The 21,311-nt window shown below is 72.6% G+C and carries 20 protein-coding genes and 1 riboswitch; of the genes, 4 read left to right on the forward strand and 16 right to left on the reverse strand.

The annotated features are described in order from the left end of the window. Positions 1-19 precede the first annotated feature (19 nt). Positions 20-502 carry a hypothetical protein gene (locus FHS38_RS02550; protein WP_184730174.1) on the forward strand — a complete coding sequence of 161 codons (483 nt, stop codon included), beginning with the start codon at positions 20-22 and terminating at the stop codon, positions 500-502. A 141-nt stretch (positions 503-643) separates the two neighbouring features. Here the strand turns inward: FHS38_RS02550 and FHS38_RS02555 are convergent, their stop codons facing one another. The 3 genes from FHS38_RS02555 to FHS38_RS02565 all read right to left on the reverse strand — a co-directional run bounded on the left by FHS38_RS02555 (position 644) and on the right by FHS38_RS02565 (position 2,086). After that, a complete protein-coding gene (locus FHS38_RS02555; protein WP_184730176.1) occupies positions 644-1,114 on the reverse strand; it encodes a hypothetical protein in 471 nt (156 codons plus the stop codon). A 10-nt stretch (positions 1,115-1,124) separates the two neighbouring features. After that, a complete protein-coding gene (locus tag FHS38_RS02560) occupies positions 1,125-1,301 on the reverse strand; it encodes a hypothetical protein (protein ID WP_184731194.1) in 177 nt (58 codons plus the stop codon). A gap of 113 nt (positions 1,302-1,414) precedes the next feature. Continuing rightward, entirely contained in the window at positions 1,415-2,086 is a 672-nt protein-coding gene (locus tag FHS38_RS02565) for an HAD family hydrolase (protein ID WP_184730178.1), read from the reverse strand. A gap of 275 nt (positions 2,087-2,361) precedes the next feature. On the opposite strand from FHS38_RS02565, the gene FHS38_RS02570 reads away from it, so the two are divergent. Then, positions 2,362-4,446, forward strand: coding sequence for an MFS transporter (locus FHS38_RS02570; protein ID WP_184730180.1), 2,085 nt, complete (start codon positions 2,362-2,364; stop codon positions 4,444-4,446). Between the two features lie 12 nt (positions 4,447-4,458). Here the strand turns inward: FHS38_RS02570 and FHS38_RS02575 are convergent, their stop codons facing one another. From FHS38_RS02575 to FHS38_RS02585, 3 genes are all read right to left on the reverse strand, one after another. After that, the gene (locus tag FHS38_RS02575; RefSeq protein WP_184730182.1) at positions 4,459-4,974 is read right to left on the reverse strand and encodes a GNAT family N-acetyltransferase; all 516 of its coding nucleotides are present in this window, start codon (positions 4,972-4,974) and stop codon (positions 4,459-4,461) included. 89 nt (positions 4,975-5,063) lie between these two features. Next, on the reverse strand, positions 5,064-5,396 hold the full coding sequence (locus FHS38_RS02580) for an antibiotic biosynthesis monooxygenase family protein (RefSeq protein WP_184730183.1): 333 nt from the start codon (positions 5,394-5,396) through the stop codon (positions 5,064-5,066). 199 nt (positions 5,397-5,595) lie between these two features. Then, positions 5,596-6,270: a TetR/AcrR family transcriptional regulator gene (locus FHS38_RS02585; RefSeq protein ID WP_184730184.1), complete on the reverse strand. Its 675-nt coding sequence runs from the start codon at positions 6,268-6,270 to the stop codon at positions 5,596-5,598. A gap of 295 nt (positions 6,271-6,565) precedes the next feature. Between FHS38_RS02585 and FHS38_RS02590 the strand changes: the two genes are divergently transcribed. Further along, entirely contained in the window at positions 6,566-8,539 is a 1,974-nt protein-coding gene (locus tag FHS38_RS02590) for a bifunctional glycosyltransferase 87/phosphatase PAP2 family protein (RefSeq protein ID WP_184731090.1), read from the forward strand. A gap of 80 nt (positions 8,540-8,619) precedes the next feature. Here the strand turns inward: FHS38_RS02590 and FHS38_RS02595 are convergent, their stop codons facing one another. The 4 genes from FHS38_RS02595 to FHS38_RS02610 all read right to left on the reverse strand — a co-directional run bounded on the left by FHS38_RS02595 (position 8,620) and on the right by FHS38_RS02610 (position 12,239). After that, entirely contained in the window at positions 8,620-9,309 is a 690-nt protein-coding gene (locus FHS38_RS02595; protein WP_184730186.1) for a hypothetical protein, read from the reverse strand. A gap of 244 nt (positions 9,310-9,553) precedes the next feature. Then, entirely contained in the window at positions 9,554-10,087 is a 534-nt protein-coding gene (locus FHS38_RS02600; protein ID WP_229821874.1) for a DUF6114 domain-containing protein, read from the reverse strand. A gap of 1 nt (position 10,088) precedes the next feature. Next, positions 10,089-10,709, reverse strand: coding sequence for a DUF6230 family protein (locus FHS38_RS02605; RefSeq protein ID WP_184730188.1), 621 nt, complete (start codon positions 10,707-10,709; stop codon positions 10,089-10,091). Between the two features lie 297 nt (positions 10,710-11,006). After that, positions 11,007-12,239, reverse strand: coding sequence for a cytochrome P450 (locus tag FHS38_RS02610; protein ID WP_184730190.1), 1,233 nt, complete (start codon positions 12,237-12,239; stop codon positions 11,007-11,009). Positions 12,240-12,524: 285 nt separating this feature from the next. Here FHS38_RS02610 and FHS38_RS02615 point away from each other — a divergent pair, with 285 nt between their 5' ends. Then, positions 12,525-13,694, forward strand: a complete 1,170-nt coding sequence (locus tag FHS38_RS02615) for a steroid 3-ketoacyl-CoA thiolase (RefSeq protein ID WP_184730192.1) — start codon at positions 12,525-12,527, stop codon at positions 13,692-13,694. Between the two features lie 104 nt (positions 13,695-13,798). Here FHS38_RS02615 and FHS38_RS02620 read toward each other — a convergent pair whose 3' ends face one another. The 6 genes from FHS38_RS02620 to FHS38_RS02645 all read right to left on the reverse strand — a co-directional run bounded on the left by FHS38_RS02620 (position 13,799) and on the right by FHS38_RS02645 (position 20,346). Continuing rightward, entirely contained in the window at positions 13,799-14,218 is a 420-nt protein-coding gene (locus FHS38_RS02620; RefSeq protein ID WP_446556001.1) for an aggregation-promoting factor C-terminal-like domain-containing protein, read from the reverse strand. Positions 14,219-14,473: 255 nt separating this feature from the next. Next, positions 14,474-15,256 carry an ECF transporter S component gene (locus FHS38_RS02625; RefSeq protein WP_184731092.1) on the reverse strand — a complete coding sequence of 261 codons (783 nt, stop codon included), beginning with the start codon at positions 15,254-15,256 and terminating at the stop codon, positions 14,474-14,476. A 251-nt stretch (positions 15,257-15,507) separates the two neighbouring features. Continuing rightward, positions 15,508-17,136, reverse strand: a complete 1,629-nt coding sequence (locus FHS38_RS02630; protein ID WP_184730196.1) for an ABC transporter ATP-binding protein — start codon at positions 17,134-17,136, stop codon at positions 15,508-15,510. Beyond that, positions 17,133-18,401 carry an energy-coupling factor transporter transmembrane component T gene (locus FHS38_RS02635; protein ID WP_184730198.1) on the reverse strand — a complete coding sequence of 423 codons (1,269 nt, stop codon included), beginning with the start codon at positions 18,399-18,401 and terminating at the stop codon, positions 17,133-17,135. The genes FHS38_RS02630 and FHS38_RS02635 overlap by 4 nt, the downstream gene beginning before the upstream one ends. After that, complete coding sequence (locus tag FHS38_RS02640) at positions 18,398-19,081, reverse strand: SCO2322 family protein (protein ID WP_373301751.1); 684 nt, start codon at positions 19,079-19,081, stop codon at positions 18,398-18,400. The genes FHS38_RS02635 and FHS38_RS02640 overlap by 4 nt, the downstream gene beginning before the upstream one ends. Next, positions 19,078-20,346, reverse strand: a complete 1,269-nt coding sequence (locus FHS38_RS02645; protein WP_184730200.1) for an SCO2321 family membrane protein — start codon at positions 20,344-20,346, stop codon at positions 19,078-19,080. Before FHS38_RS02645 ends, FHS38_RS02640 begins: the two co-directional genes overlap by 4 nt. Positions 20,347-20,565: 219 nt before the next feature. Continuing rightward, positions 20,566-20,683, reverse strand: a riboswitch (cobalamin riboswitch). Between the last annotated feature and the right edge of the window lie 628 nt (positions 20,684-21,311).

Below are 21,311 nucleotides of genomic sequence, written 5' to 3' on the forward strand. Positions count from 1 at the left end.
TCCCGGAACGGAGCACGCAGTGCACATCCACGGGTACGCCTGGCTGGGTGAAAAGAAGGCATTCGACAACGAGGCCCTGCGCCGGCCACCGCATCCCGAACCGCCCCTGCCTGCACTCCCCGGAGACACGGCCGGGCAGCGGCTTGTGGAGCGATACCGGGAAATCGTCGCGGAGTTCGACGTGACGGACCTACCACCGCTTCATACGGCGCACTGGCTGATGAAACCGGCGTCTATGGTCAAGGGCACGTGGGCGGAGCCGAAGGAGGCGGGGGAGTGGCTGGGGCTTCAGCTCGCCGAATTCGCCCCTCGGTTCGCCTCGGAAGGAGAGAGGGAGGCAACTCGCCTGGTGCTCCTGGTGAAGGCTGCTGCGGAGCGGCTGATGTCGGGCGGGGACGTGTCGCTCGGCCACTACCTGAACGGCACGGTCTTCCACTCGGTAGCGCTGGTGACCTGTTCCCCCAATCGCGGCAGCCCTGACCTGCCCTGTCCCATTCGCTAGCGCCTAGTAGGAGGTCGCCTGCCAGGTGGCGGCAACGCGCTGACCTGGCCCGGCTCATGTGGCCTTGCGACGGTCGACGGCTGATGCCGAGAGCGCCTGAAGTTCGGCCGCTTCCGGGGCCGGACGTCACGGGGGAGCGGCTCAGCCCTCGCCGGCCCCCTTGCGGGTGATCTTCCTTCCGGCGTCCGTCTCCACCAGCGTGAGTGCCCCGATCCAGTCGTCCTCCGGGTACTCCCAAGCGAGGGGATCCGCGAGCAGCTCGGGGAGGGATTCGCGTGGCAACGGGGGACCCGGTTGGAATCCCGCGCGGCCGTCGGGGGCGGTCCACGGCTCGACCTCGCACACGGCGATCCAGCCGCGATCGACCAGCCTCAGCAGAACCTCGGCAAGCGCGCCCGGCGGCGCCGACAGCAGCGGCTCCTCAAGGTCCCCCCACACCCCCGGCAGGATGTCGATCTCGTAGGAGTTGATGAGAAAGGCCTGCTCGTCCGATGTCAGGGCGTCCCACGGGGAGTCGTTCACCCCGCCGATGATCTCAGCCCGACCGCGGAGCAGGTGCGCACGCAGGAGCCGCCGGCCCATCGCGGTCCGCGCCAGCGCGCGCACGTTCACGAGGGCGGCGTCAGACCCCCGCGCCGCACCGATCGCGGCGGTCCGCCGCGTGCCACGCCGCGAGGAGGCGTTCGTACATCCTCCGCTCCGACCTGGTGAGCAGGCCCCGGCGCGTGGCCAGGAAGGCGCGGATGGTGTCGTTTATCTCCTCGGGTGACAGCTGGTCGGTAGTCGAGTCGAGTGACATGGGCCCAGGCTACGAGCAGGAGGCCTCCTTAAACCCCCAGACTCGATCAAGTTCGCGGAACGCTCATCAAACGGTCATCAAGACGAACGCTCACCGAGACCCGTGGCAGCTTCTTACCCGATCGTCAGCACGATGCCGCCGTCCGGCCCCGCCGTGACCCGGACCTGCTCCAGGTCCATGACGTGCGCGTCCGGCGCGTGGGCCGCGGCGCGCGGGCCGACGCCCACGACGCGCATGCCGGCCGCCTTGCCCGCCGTGATGCCCGCCTCGGAGTCCTCGAAGACGACGCAGTCCGCCGGGGCGAAGCCCAGGGCGGCGGCGCCCTTGAGGAAGCCCTCCGGGTCCGGCTTGCTCGCGCCGACGCTCTCCGCCGTGACGCGGACCTCGGGCATCGGCAGGCCCGCCGCGCCCATGCGGGCCGTGGCCAGGCCGCGGTCGGCCGAGGTGACGAGGGCGTGCGGGAGGTCGGCGAGGGCGGCCATGAAGGCCGGGGCGCCGGGCACCGGGACGACGCCGTCGACGTCGGCGGTCTCCGCCGCGAGCATGCGGCGGTTGTCGGCGTGGTTCTGCTCCATGGGGCGGTCCGGGAGGAGGACGGCCATCGTCGCGTAGCCCTGGCGGCCGTGGACGACCTTCATCACCGCGTCCGCGTCCAGTCCCTGCTCACCCGCCCACTGGCGCCAGCAGCGCTCCACGACGGCGTCGGAGTTGACGATCGTGCCGTCCATGTCCAGGAGCAGGGCCTGGGCGGTCAGCGTGGTCGGGGTGGGGGCGTTGGCCGGCATCGGCGGACTCCAGAGCGCGGGAGCAAAGACAAGTGGCTCCGCCCGCCGGTCAGGGTATACGGACGGAGCCACTTTGTTTCTCCACGATACAAAAAGGACACCGCGAACGCCAATGCCCCTGGTCGCAGCGGTCCGGGGGCTGCCAATGGCCTATCCCGGCGGGCCGCGGGCGTGGATCCGGATCACGATGGATGGACGCAGGGCGCGAGCGCCCCGCAGGACCCGAACCGACCCGGCGCCGGCCGCCGGAACCGAGCCGCATCCGAGGAGCGCTCATGGCGGAGGACACCCCGGGCCGAGCCGAGCACCCCCCGGGCCCCTCCCTGGCCGCGGAGCGCCCGTACGCACCCGGCGAGGGGCAGTCCACGCGCACCGTCCTGATCGCGATCGGCGCGCTGCTGCTCGGGCTGCTGCTGGCGGCGCTCGACCAGACGATCGTCTCCACCGCGCTGCCCACCATCGTCAGCGACCTCGGCGGCCTCGAACACCTCTCCTGGGTCGTCACCGCCTATCTGCTCGCCTCCACCGCCGCCACCCCGCTGTGGGGCAAGCTCGGCGACCAGTACGGGCGCAAGAAGCTCTTCCAGACCGCCATCGTCATCTTCCTCGTCGGCTCCGCGCTGTGCGGCGCCGCACAGAACATGCCGATGCTCATCGGCTTCCGGGCCCTGCAGGGCCTCGGCGGCGGCGGGCTGATCGTGCTGTCGATGGCGATCGTCGGCGACATCGTGCCGCCCCGCGAACGCGGCCGCTACCAGGGCCTGTTCGGGGCCGTCTTCGGTGGCACGAGCGTCCTCGGCCCCCTGCTGGGCGGACTGTTCGTGGACCACCTCAGCTGGCGCTGGGTGTTCTACATCAACCTGCCCATCGGCATCGTCGCGCTGCTCGTCATCGCCGCCGTCCTGCACATCCCCACCAGCCGCACCCCGCACCGCATCGACTACCTCGGCACGTTCCTCATCGCCGCCGTCGCCACCTGCCTGGTGCTGATGACCTCGCTCGGCGGGGTGAGCTACCCCTGGGGGTCCTGGCAGATCATCGGCCTCGGCGTGCTGGGCGTCGGGCTGCTCGTCCCCTTCGTGCTCGTGGAACGGCGCGCGGCCGAGCCCGTCCTGCCGTTGAAGCTCTTCACGATCCGCACCTTCGCGCTCTGCTCGGTCATCGGCTTCGTCATCGGGTTCGCGATGTTCGGGTCCATGACCTATCTGCCGACCTTCCTCCAGGTCGTCCAGGGCGTCTCCCCGACCATGTCGGGGGTGCACATGCTGCCGATGGTGGCCGGCATGCTGATCTCCTCCACCGCCTCCGGCCAGATCGTCAGCCGCACCGGCCGCTACAAGGTCTTCCCCATCGCCGGCACCGGGCTGACCGCCATCGGCCTGCTCCTGCTGCACCAGCTCGATCCCGCGAGCGGCGTCGGCGAGATGAGCGTCTACTTCTTCGTCTTCGGCTTCGGGCTCGGCCTGGTCATGCAGGTGCTCGTGCTGATCGTGCAGAACTCCGTCGGCTACGAGGACCTCGGCGTCGCCACCTCCGGCGCCACGTTCTTCCGCTCCATCGGGGCGTCCTTCGGCGTCTCCATCTTCGGCACGATCTTCGCCAACAAGCTCGGGCCGCGCATCGCCGACGCCCTCGCCGGTGCGAAGCTGCCCGCCGGCGTCACCCCGGAACAGCTCAAGGGCGACCCGCGCGCCGTCTCCTCGCTGCCACCGGCGGAACGGGCCGGGGTGCTCGACGCCTACTCCGTGTCGATCACCGACGTGTTCCTCTACGCGGTGCCCGCCATGGCCGTCGCCTTCGTCCTGGCCTGGCTGCTCAAGGAGGAACCGCTGCGCGGCAGCGTCACCGCACCCGACACCAGCGAGGTGCTCTCCAGCAACCCCGTCGAGCGCTCCTCGCTGGACGAGTGCGCCCGCGCGCTGTCCGTCCTCGGCAGCCGTGAGGGCCGCCGCAAGGTCTACGAGAAGATCACCGAACGGGCCGGGCTCGATCTGCACCCCGCGTCGAGCTGGATGCTGTTGCGCATCAACCGCTACGGATCCGCCGAACCCGCGATGCTCGCCGAGCGCGTGCCCGTACCGCTACGGGTCATCACCGAGGCGGCACGGGAGTTGGAGGTGCGCGGCCTGGCCGTCCGCGAAGGGCTGCCGCTCGTCCTCACCGACCGGGGGAGCGAGGTCGCGGCCAAGCTCTTCCAGGCGCGCGAGGAGTCACTCGCCGAGCTGCTCGGCGACTGGTGGTCACCGGACCGGCCCACCGATCTCATGGAGCTCGTACGGGAACTGAACCGCGAACTGTGCGGCTCGGACGCCGAACAGCCCCACAACGGTCAGACGGGCGACCACCGGCTCAAGCCGTAGCCGGACGTTGCGCTAGGCCAGCTCCTTGGCGAGCCACACCTCGGCGTACGGGCTCTCGTTGTAGCGCGGAATGGGCAGATACCCGTGCCGGGCGTACAGCGCCCGCGCCTCCACCAGGTCCATCCGGGTGTCCAGGACGATCCGCTCCACGCCCCACGCGCGCGCCGTCTCCTCGGCGGCGCCCAGCAGTACGGCCGCGCCGCCGAGACCGCGCTTCGTGGGCCGTACGTACATCCGCCGCAGCTCGGCCGTACGGGGGTCCAGTCGCAGCAGCCCCACACACCCCGCCTGTTCACCGCCGTGCCGGCCGACCAGCAGCACGCCGTGCGGCGGGGCGAGGTCGTCGCTCGGGTCCTCGGCGAGGTGCCCGTCGATCTCCTCGGGCGTGGAGGTCCGGTCGTGGTTCAGCTCGTACCAGCGGTCGGCCACATCGGTGAGGTACTCACGCAGCAGGGCGGCCGACTCGGCGGAGCCGACCGGCTCCGGGCCGACGGTCCAGGGCAGGCGGGTGGTCGCGGCATCGGTCATGCCGGGATCCTTGCACGTGGGACGCGTGTGACACCCGGGATTTACGCGGCGGGGGCGGGCCGGCCCGCCCCCGCCGGAGCGCGGGGCGGTCAGCCGTTCTTCGGCGCCGCCTGCTGGACGACCTCGAAGGACCACAGCGTGGAGCCGGACGCGGCGGGCTTCTGCTTGGGGGCGCCGTCCCCGCCCTCACCACCGCCGTGAGCGGCCTTCATCGAGCCGTTCATCCACGCCTGGAAGTCCTCCTCGCTGCGCCAGCGCGTGTAGACGAGGTAGGTGTCCGTGCCCTCGACGGGCCGCAGCAGCTCGAACCACTCGAAGCCGTCGGAGTTCTCGACGGAACCGGCCCGCGCCGCGAACCGCTTCTCGAGCGTCTCCCGCTGCTCGACGGGTACGGTCAGCACGTTGATCTTTACGACGCTCACATGACACCTCTCACCAGGAGGAGCCCCGGGTGGGCCCCTGATCCGGACCGTGTGGGTGCAGTCTCCTACACGGTCCGGCCGAGAGGCGCGGGGGCCGCCGGTCCGGAGGGCCGGAAACGGCATCACCGGCGCCGAACCGGCCCCCTCCCGCCTCCGCGGAAGCGCCCCCGGCGTCGGGTGATCGACGCCGGGGGCCGTCTCACCCCGTCTGCGGCCTCGGCCGTCCCGAGCCGAGGTCGGCCAGCACCGTGCCGAGTTGTTCGAAGGTCAGCGGGGGTGCCGGGAGCGGGCGGGCGGCCTCGGCGCGGAGGCCGTCGAAGAGGAGGGCGAGTTGGCGGCGCCAGGAGCCGGGGGCGACGGAGGCGGAGGAGGGGACGCAGCGGCCGACGGCGGCGAGGGCGAAGAGGAGGTCCTCGGCCACGATGTCGGGGCGCATCGCGCCCTGTTCCTGCGCGCGGCGGACGAGCAGGCCGACCGTCTCGTGGTTGTGCTCGCGGAGGGTGGCCAGGGTCGGGCCGGCCGGGATGGCGGTGGTCATCAGATCGATGGCGCCCCGGTCGGCGGCCAGGCCCTCGAAGACCGACTCCATGTAGCCGACGAGGGCCGCCCAGGCGTCGTCCGCCCGGCGGGCCTCCTCGCCCAGGCGCAGACCCGTGCTGAGGGTGTCGTGGAAGACCGCCTCGATGAGGTCCTCGCGGGTGGGGAAGCGCCGGTAGAGGGTGGCGTTGCCCACCCCCGCCCGGCGGGCGATGTCGTCCAGGGGGGCCTCCAGGCCCTGTTCGGCGAACAGCTCGCGGGCCGCCGCGATCAGCAGCTCCCGATTGCGTTGCGCGTCGCGCCGCAGGGGTGGCGGCTTGTCTGCACCGGTGCTCATGGTGCGCACCCTAACAAGTGTGGACTCATCCCCGTTTGTGTCGAGTCCGGTGCACGCTCGGCGCGGGCCCGCCCCGAGCGTGGCGGGCCAGGCCCGGTACGGCGAAATCAGGACTACCTGTGGGAGGTTGTCAAGTGACCTGGGGGTGACCTGCGTCTGTTCTTCAGGACTCAGTAAGGTCTCAAACAGCCCTACGAGGGTGACCGAGGTGGGCGAACTGGAGGAGCGGCGGGGCGTGGCGAATGCAGAGCGGGGCGGACTGGCCGGTTCGCCGAGAACGGTCTCGCGGATCGGCATGGCACTGGGCGCGCTCTGGCTGCTCGCCGCAGTCCTGGCAGTGCGTCAGGCGGCGGCGGTGCTACGGCTGCCGCCCGAGCGCCGCCTCACCGACCTCGAACGGTGGATCGGTGACAACGGTGTCCTGCACGTACGGGGCTCGCTGTACGACAAGGACAGCTTCACCGGCACCCCCTTCGCGGGCCTGGTGCTCAAACCGCTGACCCGGGCCGCCGAGCAGAGCCTCGGCATCGCCTTCACCTTCGGCACCCTGCTGCTCGTCGTCGCCCTCGCGCTCGTCGCCGCCCGCGCCCTGCCCGGCCCGGTCTCCCGTCGCACCGCCCTGCTCGCCGCCCCGGTCGCGATCAGCCTGACCGTGCTGTCGCTGCCCGTACGGAACACCTTCACGCTCGGTCAGACCAGCATCCTCCCCGTCCTGTTGGTGCTCCTCGGGTGCTGCCTGCCCCGGGCGGCACAGGGCACCGGGCGCACCACCGGCATCCTCGTCGGCCTCGCGGCGGCGCTGCAGCCCGTCGTGCTGCTCTTCGCGCCGCTCCTGTGGTTCACCGGGCGCCGCCGCGCGGCCCTCACCACGGGCGCCACCTTCCTGGCGTGCTCCGTGCTGGCGTGGGCGACCATGCCGGACGACTCGTGGACGTACTGGGTGCACCACATCGCCGGGGCCGGCCTCGGCCAGGCGCCCGACGGGCTCGCCAACCAGTCCCTGCACGGGCTGCTGCTCCGGATCGGCCTGCGCGGCCCCGTCGAGCTGGTGCTGTACGCGCTGCTCGCCGCCGGTGTCGCCGCGCTCGGCCTGCGCCGGGCCGTGAGCTACGCCAAGGACGGGCAGGCGCTGCTCGCGATCGCCATCACCGGCTGTGTCGCGGTCGCCGTCTCGCCCACCGCCTGGCAGCACCAGCAACTGTGGATCCTGCTCGCCGTCGTCGGCCGGGTCGGCAAACGCCGCGCCGACCGGCTGGTGTGGCCCGTGCTCGTCGTGCTCGTCATGACGCTCACGAGCACCGCCCTGATGCCGCACAACCGGGTCCAGGGACCCATCGCCGACCACGCCCCGCTGCTCGCCGCCCTCATCGCGGCCTGCGCGGTGCCGTTCCTGAGGCGCACCTCGCCTCTGTGGGAGAAGCCGCTGCCCACCCCGGTCAGCGAGCCGCGGCCGGGCCGCTTCTCCTGGGTGCCGCTGCTGCGCTTCTGGAAGCGCCCGCTGTCCCGCCCGAACGTGCTGCTGGAACTGATGCTGATACGCGCCGGTTACTGGCTCTACTCCTTCATCCGCTCCGAGGTGCCCGACGAGCGGACCCTCGCGGAGTCCCACGGCCGGCAGATCCTCGATGCCGAGCAATTCCTGCACATCGACATCGAACACGGCTTCAACCAGTTCGTGGCGGGCACCGGCTGGCTCACCGACAGCATGAACTACTACTACGGCACCTTCCACTTCCTGGTGCCCGTCTCCCTGCTTGTCTATCTCTACCTGCGCCGCCCCGGCACCTACCGCTGGGCGCGTACCGCGCTGTCGCTGGCGACGCTCATGGCGCTCATAGGCTTCTGGGCCTACCCGCTGGCCCCGCCGCGGCTCATGCCGGGCCTCGGCTACGTCGACACCGCCAACGGCCCGCAGGACCTGGAGAACCCCGACTTCGGGGCGCTGACCGAACTGTCCAACCAGTACGCGGCGATGCCCTCGCTGCACATCGGCTGGTCGCTGTGGTGCGGTGTCGTCATCGCCGTCATCGCGCCGAAGCTGTGGATGAAGGTGCTCGGCCTGCTCTACCCGCTGCTGACGTTCTCCGTGATCATCGGCACCGCCAACCACTACGTACTGGACGCGGTCGGCGGCGCGTTGGTCGTGACCGCCGGGTTCGTCATCCAGTACGCGCTGTGCGGCCCGGGCCGCATGGAGGGGGCGGCCCCGGCCGAGCGCCCGCGGAACGACGACACCGAGAGACGGGAACCGGCCGAGGTCGTCGGCTGACGCCGCTGGTGTGAAGGAGCGGGGTGCGCGTACGGGAACGGTCCGTACGCGCACCCCGCTCTCCTTCCACGGTGTCCGGGTCAGCCGCTCACCGTGATCTGGGAGGCCGGGTCCGTGACGTCCGTGACGTCGTACACCGCGTTGAACGCCGACGTCACGGCGCCGGTGGGACAGCCGAAGCCACCGGTGACCTTCACCGGGACCGCGGCGTTCACGAAGGTGATCTTGGAGGGGCTGCCGTTGGTCCACGTCCCGGTGACGGAGCTCGGGCCGGTGGGCGCGGACGTCACCGTGCAGCTGGCCAGCCCGCTGGTCTGCAGCACGAAGCCCGCGGTGGGAACGGTCAGCGTGGCGCTCGCCGGCGATCCGTTCTGCATCGAGACGCCCCAGGTGCCGGTGGTGGTGACGGTGGCGGTCACCCCCGGCAGGTTGGTCGTGCAGGACGAATACGTGGGCGGGTTGATGTCACTGGCCACCGGGCCCGCGGGGTTGGCGTTGTCCGGCGCCTGGGGGATCTGGTTGTTGGTGCCGGAAGCCGACGGCTGGGACGCGGACACCGCACACGTGAGGGTCACCGAACCGGCCTTGAAGGTGGCCTTGCCGTTGACCTTGGCGGTGAAGGCGTGGCCCGCCGGGGTCACGGTGGTCGAGTCGGCCGGGGCGGGCCGGGCGTCCGCGACCCCGGTGCCGGTCAGGGTGAGCGTGGCGGTGACGGCCAGTCCGGCACCGATTGCGAGCGCGAGGCGGGGACGTCGGCTGCGAGTGGACATGGGGTCTCCTTGTGTGGGAGGTGAGTGGGGGATGCGGTGCGGGTCTGCGGGGTGTGCGGTGCGCACCGTTGCGGGGCGGGCCCGTGCCGCTCCGGTGGGTCGCGGGGCTGCTTCGCTTGACGCCCCGCGACCCACCTGCGCGTCCCGGGCCCTCACGCCGGTGGGCCTGCGGCTGTCGGGCCGGTGCCCGAGCGTTTTCGGGCAGGCCGGGACACCGGACTGCCCGGGCTACCGGGCCGTCGGACTAGCGGGTGGGGCGTGACCCGGGAGGCTGCTCGGTCCCGAGGGTGGGTGGGGTGACGGCATCAGGCCCCTGATCGGGTGCGGGGTCGTGTCCTGACGTCGTTTCCGGGGCGGGTCCGGACTCGGGCCCGGGGTCCGGCCCCGTCGGCAGCGGTTGCCAGGCGAAGACCATGCCGCCGCCGATGACGCCGATGATCGTGCCGAACAGGAACCCGCCGAGGTTGGACATGACCAGTGCCGCCGTGGCGACCATGACCGTGAGCACCCCGGCGAGCGTGCGGTACTGCGGCGCGAACCACGCGGTCAGCCCCATCAGGACCATGACCAGGCCCATCAGGACCGACGGGATGCCCGCGATGCCCTGATGGAGCATGATCTTCAGCGGCGCGAGCGGGATGGCGCTGATCTCCGCGCCCGCGACGATCGTGGCCAGGCCGCCCCAGAAGGGGCGCCCCTTGCGCCACTGCCGCCACGCGGCCCACGGGCTGCGCCGCGCGGTGCCGGGCTCGGTGCCACGCCGAGAGGCAGTGGCCACGTCAGAAGCATTCCCGCTTGCCCTTGGCGACCTTCATGCTCAGACCGGCGAGCTTGAACGTGCCGGCGTTGGTCGCCCAGGCGACCTGGTGAAGGTTGGTGATCTTGACGCTGTCGGCCTGCTGGGCGAAGAGGTCCTGCATGCCCTGGGCATTGTCCGGGCCCTTGTCCACCGTGGAGGCGTCCCGGCCGATCTCGATGTTCTTGAAGACCGCGTTGCCGGAGAGCTGGGTCGCGTCCACGAACAGGTCGCTGGCCTCGACCGGGTCCTTCCCGCCACCCGCGGTGAGGTTCAGTGAGATGTCGCCGATGATGGGCAGATGGGTCACCACGGACTGGCAGAGCTTCCTGAGCTCGGCCTTCTTGATGGCGGTCACGGCGACGGGCAGCAGGTCGCCGCGGGCGTTGGTGTCCACGCTGCCGTACTGTGCGAACCCCTCACCCTCCAGGCTGTCGGCGGAGACCTTGAACTGCTGGCCCGACACGGCGAACGAGGCGGCCAGGGCCCCGTCGGCGAGCGCCACCGCCAGCGCGGCCGTGGCCGCGAAGCCCGGAACGGCCAGAACGGCGAACTTCCGCCACCGCACGCGGCCCGTCACGTGTCTTCCTTGAGCGTCTTTCATGCTGATTGTCCCCTCGGAGGCGTTGCACAGCGCAGGCAGCGCTGCTGGGGTGCTTGGGCCCGGTGGTGCGCACGGGGAAAGCGGCTCTTGCGGTGCGCGAAGCTGAGCACGGCGGCATGCGACGGGCATACGGTGCGGAGGTCGTGCGGCGCGACGGTCGTGCGGTGCGGCGCACACGCGACGTATCGAACATGCCACCCTCGAAGGTGTACCCGAGAGTAAGTCCGCGCATGACGGCTGACAAGGTTCTGGTACGGACCGATTCCGGCCTATCCAGGGCCAGTCGGGGATGCGCGGCTAGGCGTACCGCACCCGCAGTTCCTTGATCCCGTTCAGCCAGGCCGACCTCAACCGCCTTGGTTCACCGGCGAGTTGGATATCGGGAAGGGTGTCCGCGATCGCCTGGAAGACGAGGTCGATCTCCATGACGGCCAGCGACTTGCCGAGGCAGAAGTGCGGCCCGCCGCCACCGAAGCCGAGATGGGGGTTGGGGTCGCGGGTGATGTCGAAGTTCTCGGGGGCGTCGAAGACCTCGGGGTCGTGATTGGCGGAGGCGTAGAAGATCCCGACGCGCTGGCCCGCCCCGATCGGGGTGCCCGACAGTTCGGTGTCGCGGGTGGCCGTGCGCTGGAAGGAGACGACCGGGGTCGCCCACCGCACGATCTCCTCCGCCGCCGTCACCGGCCGCTCCCGCTTGTAGAGGTCCCACTGGTCGGGGTGGGTGAGGAAGGCGTGCATGCCGTGGCTGATGGCGTTGCGCGTGGTCTCGTTGCCGGCGACGGCCAGCAGCAGGACGAAGAAGCCGAACTCGTCGGAGCCGAGGTTGCCCTCGCCCTCGGCCGCCACCAGCCGGCTCACGATGTCCCGCGCCGGGCACTTCGCGCGGTCGGCGGCGAGGTTCATGGCGTACGCGATGAGTTCCATCGCGGCCTCGGCGCCGATCTCCTCGGTGATGGCCAGCTCGGGGTCGTCGTAGGCGATCATCTTGTTGGACCAGTCGAAGATCCGCGCCCGGTCGTCCTGGGGGATGCCGATGAGCTCGGCGATGGCCTGGAGGGGCAGTTCGCAGGCGATGTCGGCGACGAAGTCGCCGCTGCCGCGCTCGCGCGCCCCGGTCGCGATGGCGCCCGCCCGCTCGCGCAGGGCCGCCTCGAGGGCCCGGACCGAGCGCGGGGTGAAGCCGCGCTGGACGATCTGGCGGACCCGGGTGTGTTCGGGCGGGTCCATGTTGAGCATCATCAGCCGCTGGGCTTCGATCTCGTCGCGCCGGATGTGCTCGCTGAAGCGGATCACCGAGGTGTTCAGACGGGCGGAGAAGTCCTCCGGCCGGGTGGAGACCTCCCGGACGTCCGCGTGTCGGGTGACGACCCAGTAGCCCTCGTCGTCGAAGCCCGCGACGCCGCGCCGCTGGGCGTTCCACCACACGGGCGCCGTCCGGCGCAGGGCCGCGAACTCCGGGAGCGGCACGCGGTGCTGGTAGAGATCGGGGTCGGTGAAGTCGAAGCCCTCGGGCAGCGCGGGACAAGGCATCGGGCACTCCGTTCCTGACGGCATCGCTGCCGTCATTGCTGACGGCCCATCAGAAATGCCCGAAGGTAATGACGCCTCCCGAAGGAGGCAAGGCCGACGACGCCATCTGTTGCGCACGCGGTGGTTGCGCGACCCTTGCGTACCGAGGTGGCAGTCATAAGACTGCGAGCGGAACTAGAACGCGTACCAGTTCGGCCAGGGGTCGGTGGTGGTCAGGCAAGGCCCCGGGAAGACACAGCTCCGTGGGCGCCGGGACGTCCCGCGGCGCCCACGAGAGGACGAGTCATGGCCGCGGAACCCGTCATCGTCGAAGCCGTACGCACCCCCATAGGCAAGCGCCAGGGGGCGCTCGCCAACCTCCACCCCGCCTATCTGCTGGGGGAGACCTATCGAGAGGTCCTCGCCCGCACCGGCATCCAGCCCGACTGCGTCGAGCAGATCGTCGGCGGCACGGTCACCCACGCCGGTGAGCAGTCGATGAACCCGGCACGCACCGCCTGGCTCGCGATGGGCCTGCCCTACGAGACCGCCGCCACCACCGTGGACGCCCAGTGCGGTTCCTCCCAGCAGGCCAACCACCTGGTGGCCAACATGGTCGCGGGCGGGGTCGTCGACATCGGCATCGCCTGCGGGGTGGAGGCCATGAGCCGGGTCCCGCTGGGCAGCGGCTCCAAGCACGGGCCGGGCAAGCCCTTCCCCGACGAGTGGAACGTCGATCTGCCCAACCAGTTCGAGGCGGCCGAGCGGATCGCCCGCAAGCGCGGTCTGACCCGTGAGCGGGTCGACGGGCTCGGGCTGCTCTCCCAGGAGCGGGCGGCCCGGGCCTGGGCCGAGGAGCGCTTCAAGCGCGAGGTCTTCGCGGTCCAGGTGCCCACCACCGAGGAGGAGCAGTACGCCGGGCAGGGCATGTGGCGGCTCGTCGACCGCGACGAGGGGTTACGCGACACCAGCATGGAGGCGCTCGCCGGGCTCAAGCCCGTCATGCCGACGGCGGTCCACACCGCCGGGAACTCCTCGCAGATATCCGACGGGGCGGCGGCCCTGATGTGGGCCTCCAAACGCATGGCCCGTGCCCTGAAGCTGCGCCCCCGCGCCCGGATCGTCGCCCAGGCCCTGGTCGGGGCCGATCCCCACTTCCACCTCGACGGTCCCGTCGACGCGACGCGGGCCGTGCTCGGCAAGGCGGGCATGTCGCTGCGGGACATCGACCTGGTGGAGATCAACGAGGCCTTCGCGTCCGTGGTGCTGTCGTGGGCGCAGGTCTTCGACCAGGACCTGGAGAAGGTCAACGTCAACGGCGGCGCGATAGCGCTCGGCCACCCGGTGGGCGCGACGGGCGCACGGCTGATGGTCACCGCGCTGCACGAGCTGGAGCGCGCGGACAAGGAATTCGCGCTCATCACGATGTGCGCGGGCGGGGCGCAGGCGACGGGCACGATCATTCAGCGCCTGTAGCGCCTGTAGCGCTGTAGCGCCTGGCCCGGGGCACGCGGAAGCGGCCGGCACCGTGGGGTGCCGGCCGCTTCCGGGATGCAGGCGCTTCAGCGGCGTGGTGCCGCTCAGTACCAGTTGTGGGTCTGCCAGAAGGCCCAGGCGCCACAGGGGCTGCCGTAGCGGTCCTTCATGTAGTCCAGGCCCCACTTGATCTGGGTGGCGGGGTTGGTCTGCCAGTCGGAGCCGGCCGAGGCCATCTTCGAGCCGGGCAGCGCCTGGACCAGGCCGTAGGCGCCGCTGCCGGCGTTGGTCGCCTTGTGGTTCCAGCCGCTCTCGTGCTCCACGATCTTGCTGAAGCACTGGAACTGCGCGGAGTCCTTGATCATCTGCTTGGCGGTCTCCTGCGCGGCGGCCTTCGGGGCCGCGGTCGCGGCCTGGGCCGGCACGGAGGCGAACACGACTCCGGCGGTACCCAGGGCGAGGGCGGCACCGGCGACGGTGGCCAGCTTGCGGGAGGCGACGCGGCTGATGGTCGAGAACGTCACGAAGGAACCTTCCGTCGGGGACATGGGGCGCCGCCGGGCCGACTTGCGCTCCGGCGACTCAACCGACCATGAACGACGCGACGGGGCCTGGCAACGACCCCCCTCTACTAGCCGGCCTCGCAGGAAGGGGGGCGGGGGCCGGGCCGCCGGGCCCTGGGTGGAGGGGGACCCGCGCGTACGAAGCGGGACCGTATGTGAACGGGGTCACGTGGGGGCGTTCACAAATCGGTAATGCTCGGCGATGGGATTCGGCTGTTACTTGCGGTCGGTTCCGGCGTCCTCGAAGCGCACCGGGGCGTCGAAGGCCGCGCGGCGGGTGGCGCGGCGCAGGGCCTTCAGCACGGTGGGGCCCAGGGCGAGGGTGGCCGTCACCGTGACGATCGCGCGGGGCACGTCCCAGCCCAGGGACGTCGCCAGGCAGTACGCGATGAACCGGGCGAGGTTCTCGGACAGCGGATCGCCGGGGACGAAGGAGACGCCCGTGGCGAGGGAGCCGATGTAGGGCCAGCCCTGGAGGTTCATGATCGTGCCGTAGAGGAGGGAGGCCACCGCCCCGTACCCGGCGAGCAGCACCAGCTCCCGCCGCCCCCGCAGCCGGTCCGGCCCCGGCAGCAGGCCGGCCCCCATCGCCACCCACCCCATGGCCAGCATCTGGAACGGCATCCACGGCCCGACCCCGCCCGTCAGCAGCGCGGACGCGAACATCGACACCGAGCCGAGGACGAACCCGAAGCCGGGTCCGAGCACCCGCCCGGACAGCACCATGAGGAAGAACATCGGCTCGATGCCGGCCGTCCCGGCCCCCAGCGGCCGCAGGGCCGCGCCCGCCGCGGCCAGCACGCCCAGCATCGCGATGGCCTTCGCGTCCAGGCCGGTGTCGGCGATGGTCGCCGCGACCACGGCGAGCAGCAGCGGCAGCAGCGCCGCGAAGAGCCAGGGGGCGTCCTTGGAGTGCGCGAGGCCGGACGCTGTGTCCGCGAGCAGCGGCCAGCCGAAGGCGGCTACGCCTGTGGCGGAGACGAGTATCAGGACGGCGATGGACCGGGGGCCGAGCCGGACGGCTCGCGCCTGGCGGTCCGTGTCGGGGGTCCTGCGGACGGCTTGCGCCTGACGGTCAGTGCCGGGGGTCCTGCGGACGGCTTGCGTCTGACGGTCAGTGCCGGGGCTCCGCCCCGGACCCCGGTCCTCAAACGCCGGACGGGCTGGGTTTTCGGGCCTGCGTTCGTCCTCAAGCGCCGGACGGGCTGGGTTTTCGGGACGGGCTGGGATTTCGGCCGGTTCGTCGGGTGTCACGGTGTCTCCCGCAAGGCGGTGCGTACCTGCGGCACCGTGAGCCAGGGCAACGGTGCGAGGATCTTCGCGACCTGGGGTGCGAAGGCCGGGGAGGAGACCACGACCTCGGCGGTCGGGCCGTCCGCGACGATCTCTCCGTCGGCGATGACGACCACCCGGTGCGCCAGCTCCGCCGCCAGCTCCACGTCGTGCGTGGCCAGGACGATCGCGTGGCCCTCGGCGGCCAGGGCGCGCAGGATCTCCACCAGCCGGGCCTTGGCCGCGTAGTCGAGGCCGCGGGTCGGCTCGTCGAGCAGGATCAGCGGCGGCCGCGCGGTCAGCACCACGGCGAGCGCGAGCGCCAGCCGCTGGCCCTCGGACAGATCGCGGGGGTGGGTGGTGTCGGACACGTCCGGCAGCAGCTCGGAGACCAGGGCCCGGCAGGTGCCCGGCGCCGCCGCCGCGTCACCGTCGGCGGCCTCGCACTCCGCCGCGACGGTGTCCGCGTAGAGCAGGTCGCGCGGCTCCTGGGGCACGAGGCCGACGTGGCGCAGCAGCTCGGCGGGGGCCGTGCTCTGCGGGACCACGCCACCGACCCGCACCGATCCCGAGGTGGGCTTGTGCATGCCGACCAGCGTGCGCAGCAGCGTCGACTTGCCCGCGCCGTTGCGGCCCATCAGCGCGACGGTCTCCCCGGCCCGTACGGACAGCTCGACGTCGCGCAGGGCGACCACCCGGCCGTGCCGGACACCGAGCCCGGTCACCGACGCGGGCTCGGCGCCCGTGACGGCCGTGCCTTCCGGGGCGGCAGGGGCGTCGGGGGCGTCCAGCTGTGCCAGCCGCTCCCGCAGCGGGCCGGCCTTGCGGCGCGCGTCCCGGACGGACAGGGGCAGCGGCGACCAGCCCGCGAGCCGCCCCAGGGCGACCACGGGCGGGTGGACGGGCGAGACGGCCATGATCTCGGCGGGGTCCCCGACGACGGGGGCCGCGCCCGGCGCGGGCAGCAGGATCACCTGGTCCGCGTACTGCACGACCCGCTCCAGCCGGTGCTCGGCCAGCAGGACCGTCGTGCCGAGGTCGTGCACGAGACGCTGCAGCACGGCGAGGACCTCCTCGGCCGCGCCCGGGTCCAGCGCGGAGGTCGGCTCGTCGAGGACCAGCACCTCGGGGTGGGTGGTCAGCACCGAGCCGATCGCGACGCGCTGCTGCTGCCCGCCGGAGAGGGTGGCGATGGGGCGGTCGCGCAGGGTGGCGAGCCCCAGCAGGTCCAGGGTCTCCTCGACGCGGCGGCGCATCACGTCGGGCGCGAGGCCCAGGGACTCCATGCCGTACGCGAGCTCGTCCTCGACGGTGTCGGTGACGAAGTGGGCCAGCGGGTCCTGGCCGACGGTGCCGACGACGTCGGCGAGCTCGCGCGGCCGGTGCGCGCGGGTGTCACGGCCCGCGACGGTGACCCGGCCGTGCAGGGTGCCGCCGGTGAAGTGCGGCACGAGCCCGCTGACGGTGCCGAGCAGCGTCGACTTGCCGACGCCGGACGGCCCGACGAGCAGGCACAGCTCCCCTTCGGGGACGGTGAGGTCCACCCCCTGCAGAGCGGGGGCTGCGGCGTCGTCGTAGGTGACCGACACCTGCTCGAAGCGGATCACCGGGTCTCCTCGGAGTGGGGTGTGTGGGTGGGGTGGCCGGCGCCGGGCTCCCCGGTGGCGGTCGCGCGTCGTCGCGGCGGGGGAGCTTCCCCAGCCGGGGCATCCCGCTCGGCGACGGCGCGTGACCCCCGCCCGGGCGTCCGGTGCCCCGCCGGGGCCGGCGCCACGAACGCCGGCAGCAGGCCCAGCAGGATCGACGCCGCCGGCCACAGCGGCAGCTGCGGCGAGGTCAGCGGCACGGCCGGGGGGTGCAGGGCCTGCGGGGCGTACGAGCTCGCCCAGATCGTCAGGGCCGCGACCGCCGCGCCCGAGCCGGACACCAGCCACGCGCGCGTGCCCCACCGGTCGGGCCGGTAGCGGGTGCGGACCGAGCGTCGGCCGCCCAGCCACAGGCCCGCCAGCGCGGCGGCCAGTCCGGCCACCAGCACCGCCAGGCCGTAGCCCGCGCCCTGGTCGGCGAGCAGTCCGTACGTACCGGCGCAGACGCCCAGCAGTCCGCCCAGCGTCAGCGCTGTCGTGGTGTGCCGGACGGCGCGCGGGACCTCGGCGCTGCGGCCGTAACCGCGCGCGTCCATCGCCGCCGCCAGCGCCACCGAACGTTCCAGCGCGCCCTCCAGCACCGGCAGCCCCACCTGGAGCAGGGCCTTGAGGCCCCGGTCCGGGCGGCCGCGCAGGCGGCGGGCGGCGCGCAGCCGCTGTACGTCCGCGACGAGGTTGGGCGCGAAGGTCATCGCGACGACGATGGCCACCCCCGCCTCGTACAGCGCGGCCGGCAGGGACTTCAGCAGCCGGGCCGGGTTGGCGAGCGCGTTCGCCGCGCCGACGCAGACCAGCAGCGTGGCCAGCTTCAAGCCGTCGTACAGCGCGAAGACCAGCCCCTCCGCGGTCACCCGGCCGCCGATGCGCACCCCCTTCGCCCAGGCGGGGAGCGGGACCTCGGGGAGGGTGACGAGGATGTGCGTGCCCGGGATCGGCGAGCCGAGCACGATCGCGAAGACGAGCCGGATGACGATCACGGCCAGCCCGAGCTTGAGGAACGCCCCGTACGAGCGCGCCCACGGCGCGTCCGTGCGGCGCGCGGCCACCACATATCCGGCCACGGCGACCAGCAGGCCGAGCAGCAGCGGGTTCGTCGTGCGCGACGCGGCGGTGGCCAGTCCGAGCGCCCATATCCACCAGGCGCCCGCGTGCAGCGCGGACGCCCGTGCGGTGACGGGCGCCGTCGTCGGGTCACCGGCGTGCGGGGGCCGGTTCCTGTCGCTCATCCGCGCCGGCGGCGGGCCTGCCACACGGCGGCGGCGCCGAGGACGACCACGGCGGCGACACCGACGAGAAGACCGGCGGAGGGACCGCCGTCGTCCCCGTCGTCGGACTCGCCGGACTTCTCGGCACCGGACGCACCGGCGGACGGCCGCTGCCCGGACTCCTGCGCGCCCACCTGCTCACCGCAGCCCGACGTCGGGTAACCCGCGATGGCGCACAGGAGGGCACTGGAGTTGTAGCGCAGCGGTTTCGCGACGGCCGCCAGCGCGTCACCGGCGCTGGCGTCCTCACCCACCTGCGCGCACGCGGTGCGCCGCTCGGGCGGGCGCCGGCCGCCCGGTGCGTGCTCGGGCGTGCCGAAGTCGAGGACGACCGCGACGCGCTTGCTGCCGTCCTTCGCGGGCGTAGCGGCGCAGATCGCCGAGAAGTCGCCCTTGTCGCGGGGCTGCGCGGCGTGCGCGGAGTCCTCGCTGACCGCGAACCGGAAGCCGACGGTGTCCCCGTCGTCCGGCCTCAGCACCGACGGCCCCTGGGTGGCGTACGCCCAGCCGCTGCCGGTGTGCTCCCAGAACGACCAGTACCGGTACCCCGCCGCCTGTGCGGGCACGGCCCCCAGGACGGCGAGGAACCCGGCGATCAGCAGCGCGCCGACGGCTCGCGCGGCGGAACGCGCCACCGTCACAGCTGCTGCTTCTTGTTGCGGCCGCTGATCAGGAAACCGACACCGACGCTCGCGACGAAGAAGATGCCGACGATCCACCAGATGCCGATGGTGTCGTCGTCCTTCTTCTTCTCGTCCTTGGTTTCCGTCGATGACGGAGAAGCCTCCGCCTTGGGGCCCGTCGCGGTCAACTGCTGCACCAGGTCGACGCCGGCGAAGTCGCGCGGGTTGGCACCGGCGGCGTGGACGGCGAGGACGAGCTTGGAGAGGCGGCCGGGGTCGCCCTTGGCCCAGTCGGCGGTCTCGTTGGTCTCGGCGTGCAGCCACTTCAGGGGCTTGTCCGCGGCACCGAGGTGACCGCCCGCCGCAAGGGAGAGAGCAGCGTCGGTGGTGAGACCGGCGTCGGGTCCCTCGGCGGTACCGGGCATGGAGGTCCTGAGGAAGCCGCCGTTCGCGTCGAGCTTCGCGGCCAGGTAGGCGGCCGCGGCGGCACCGGCGGACGGCGCGTCCTTGGGCTTGGCCGACTCGTCGTCGGCGCACTCGAGCGGCTTGACGGGCATGTCGCCACCCTTGGCGGGCGCGACGAGGTAGCCCTTGCCGAGCGCGGCCAGCGCGGCGGCGGTCGTGGCCAGGTCGTTGGGGGCGAGCTTGCCCTTCTGGTCCGGGTAGGCGAAGACGCCGCGCTCGTCCTCCTTCTGGTCACAGCCCAGCTGGAAGCCGATCAGCGCGTCGTAGGGGGACTTGCCGCCCTTGGCCGTCGCCTTCGCGGGGTCCTGACCGGCGGCCGCGTACGCGCCGATCGCCGTGGAGGTGGAATTGGGGTCGCTGGGGGAGCCGGGGGTCATGCCCCAGCCGCCGTCCTCGTTCTGATGGGCCTTGAGCCAGTCCAGGCCCTTCTTCACCGCGTCGCCGTGCCCGCCGGCGGCCACGAGGCCCTGCACGGCGAGGGCGGTCTGGTCGGTGAACTCGCCAGCCTTGGGGTCGCACGCCTTGGCCGTGTCCGCCCGGTACGCGGCGAAGCCGCCGTCCGCGCACTGCTGCCCCGCGAGCCAGTCCGTGGCCTGCTTCGGCGGGGCGACGTTCGTCGCCTTCTGCGCGAGAAGGGCCAGGGACTGCCGGAAGACACCGTCGAACTGCGGGTCCTTCTTGCCGTACAGCCCCGGTGCGGTGGCCGGGGACGGTGAGCCGTCGGCGAACGCGGCAGGGGCCACGGCCGCGCTGAGGACGGCCGCGGTGGCCAGGGCCGCGGCGCCGCGGCGCGCGTGGACGGCGAAGGAGGGGGCCATGGAAGTCGGTGCCTCTCGGTGGGTGTCGCTGCGGTGGGCGGCATACGGCTGGGTGCTACGGGTGGTGCACAGCCTCGCACGGCCGCCCAGCCGCGCACCTCGCGCGGTGGCACCGGGACGTCGGCTCCGTATACCTCGACGGTGCCGGTGTCCGGACGGCACCGCATGCGGCACGACCGGCTCCGGGGACCTGCCGCCACGGAGCGGGAGCTCCGGCTCGCACGACCGCACCGGGGTGCGGGCCGCGCTCACGGTTGCGGGTCAGCGCCGGATTCGCACCGGCTTTCCCCGTTCCGAGGCGGGATGAAGTTGTCACGCACACTTTAGCTGTCGCATTACGGGCACCTGATGCCCTCCGGGCGGGTGGGACGGCGACGGCGCGGATGCCGTGTCGCGGCGCGGCGGGGCGGGTGGTGCTTTGTCCGTTCCGGACGGGATCCGCGCCCGCGGAGGCCCTCCGGGCGGGGTGCTGAGGACGGCGGGGGCCGTATCGCGGTGCGGCGGGCCGGGAGGCACTTTGCCCGTTCCCGACGGATGCGCATCCGCGTATGCCCTCCGGCGGGTGGGCGGTGATCGCGCGGTGTGCGGTGCGGGCGGGTGCCGCCGGGCCGGTAGGCGCTCTGTCGTTCCGGACGGGATCCGCGGAAGCCCTCTGGGCGGGGGTGTGGGGTGGGCGGGCTCCTCCGTCCCGGACGGGATCCGTGCCCGCGGAGGCCCTCCGGCGGTGGGCTGACGACGGCGCGGGCCGTATCGCGGCGCGGCGGGTGGTGCTTTGTCCGTCTGGGACGGGATGAGGCCCTCCGGGCGGGTGGGCCGGTGATGGCGTGGTGCGGGGCGGCCGCCGGGCCCGGAGGGGCCTGGCCGTTCCGGACGGATTCGCGTCCGCGGGGCTGCGGGCTGCGGGCTGCGGGCTGCGGGCGTTGGGTGGGGGTGGGCTCGTCCGCCCGGGGGCGGTCGCCGCGCGG

Origin of the sequence: Streptomyces netropsis (genome assembly GCF_014203545.1) — a bacterium.
GTDB classification, from domain to species: Bacteria; Actinomycetota; Actinomycetes; order Streptomycetales; family Streptomycetaceae; genus Streptomyces; species Streptomyces netropsis.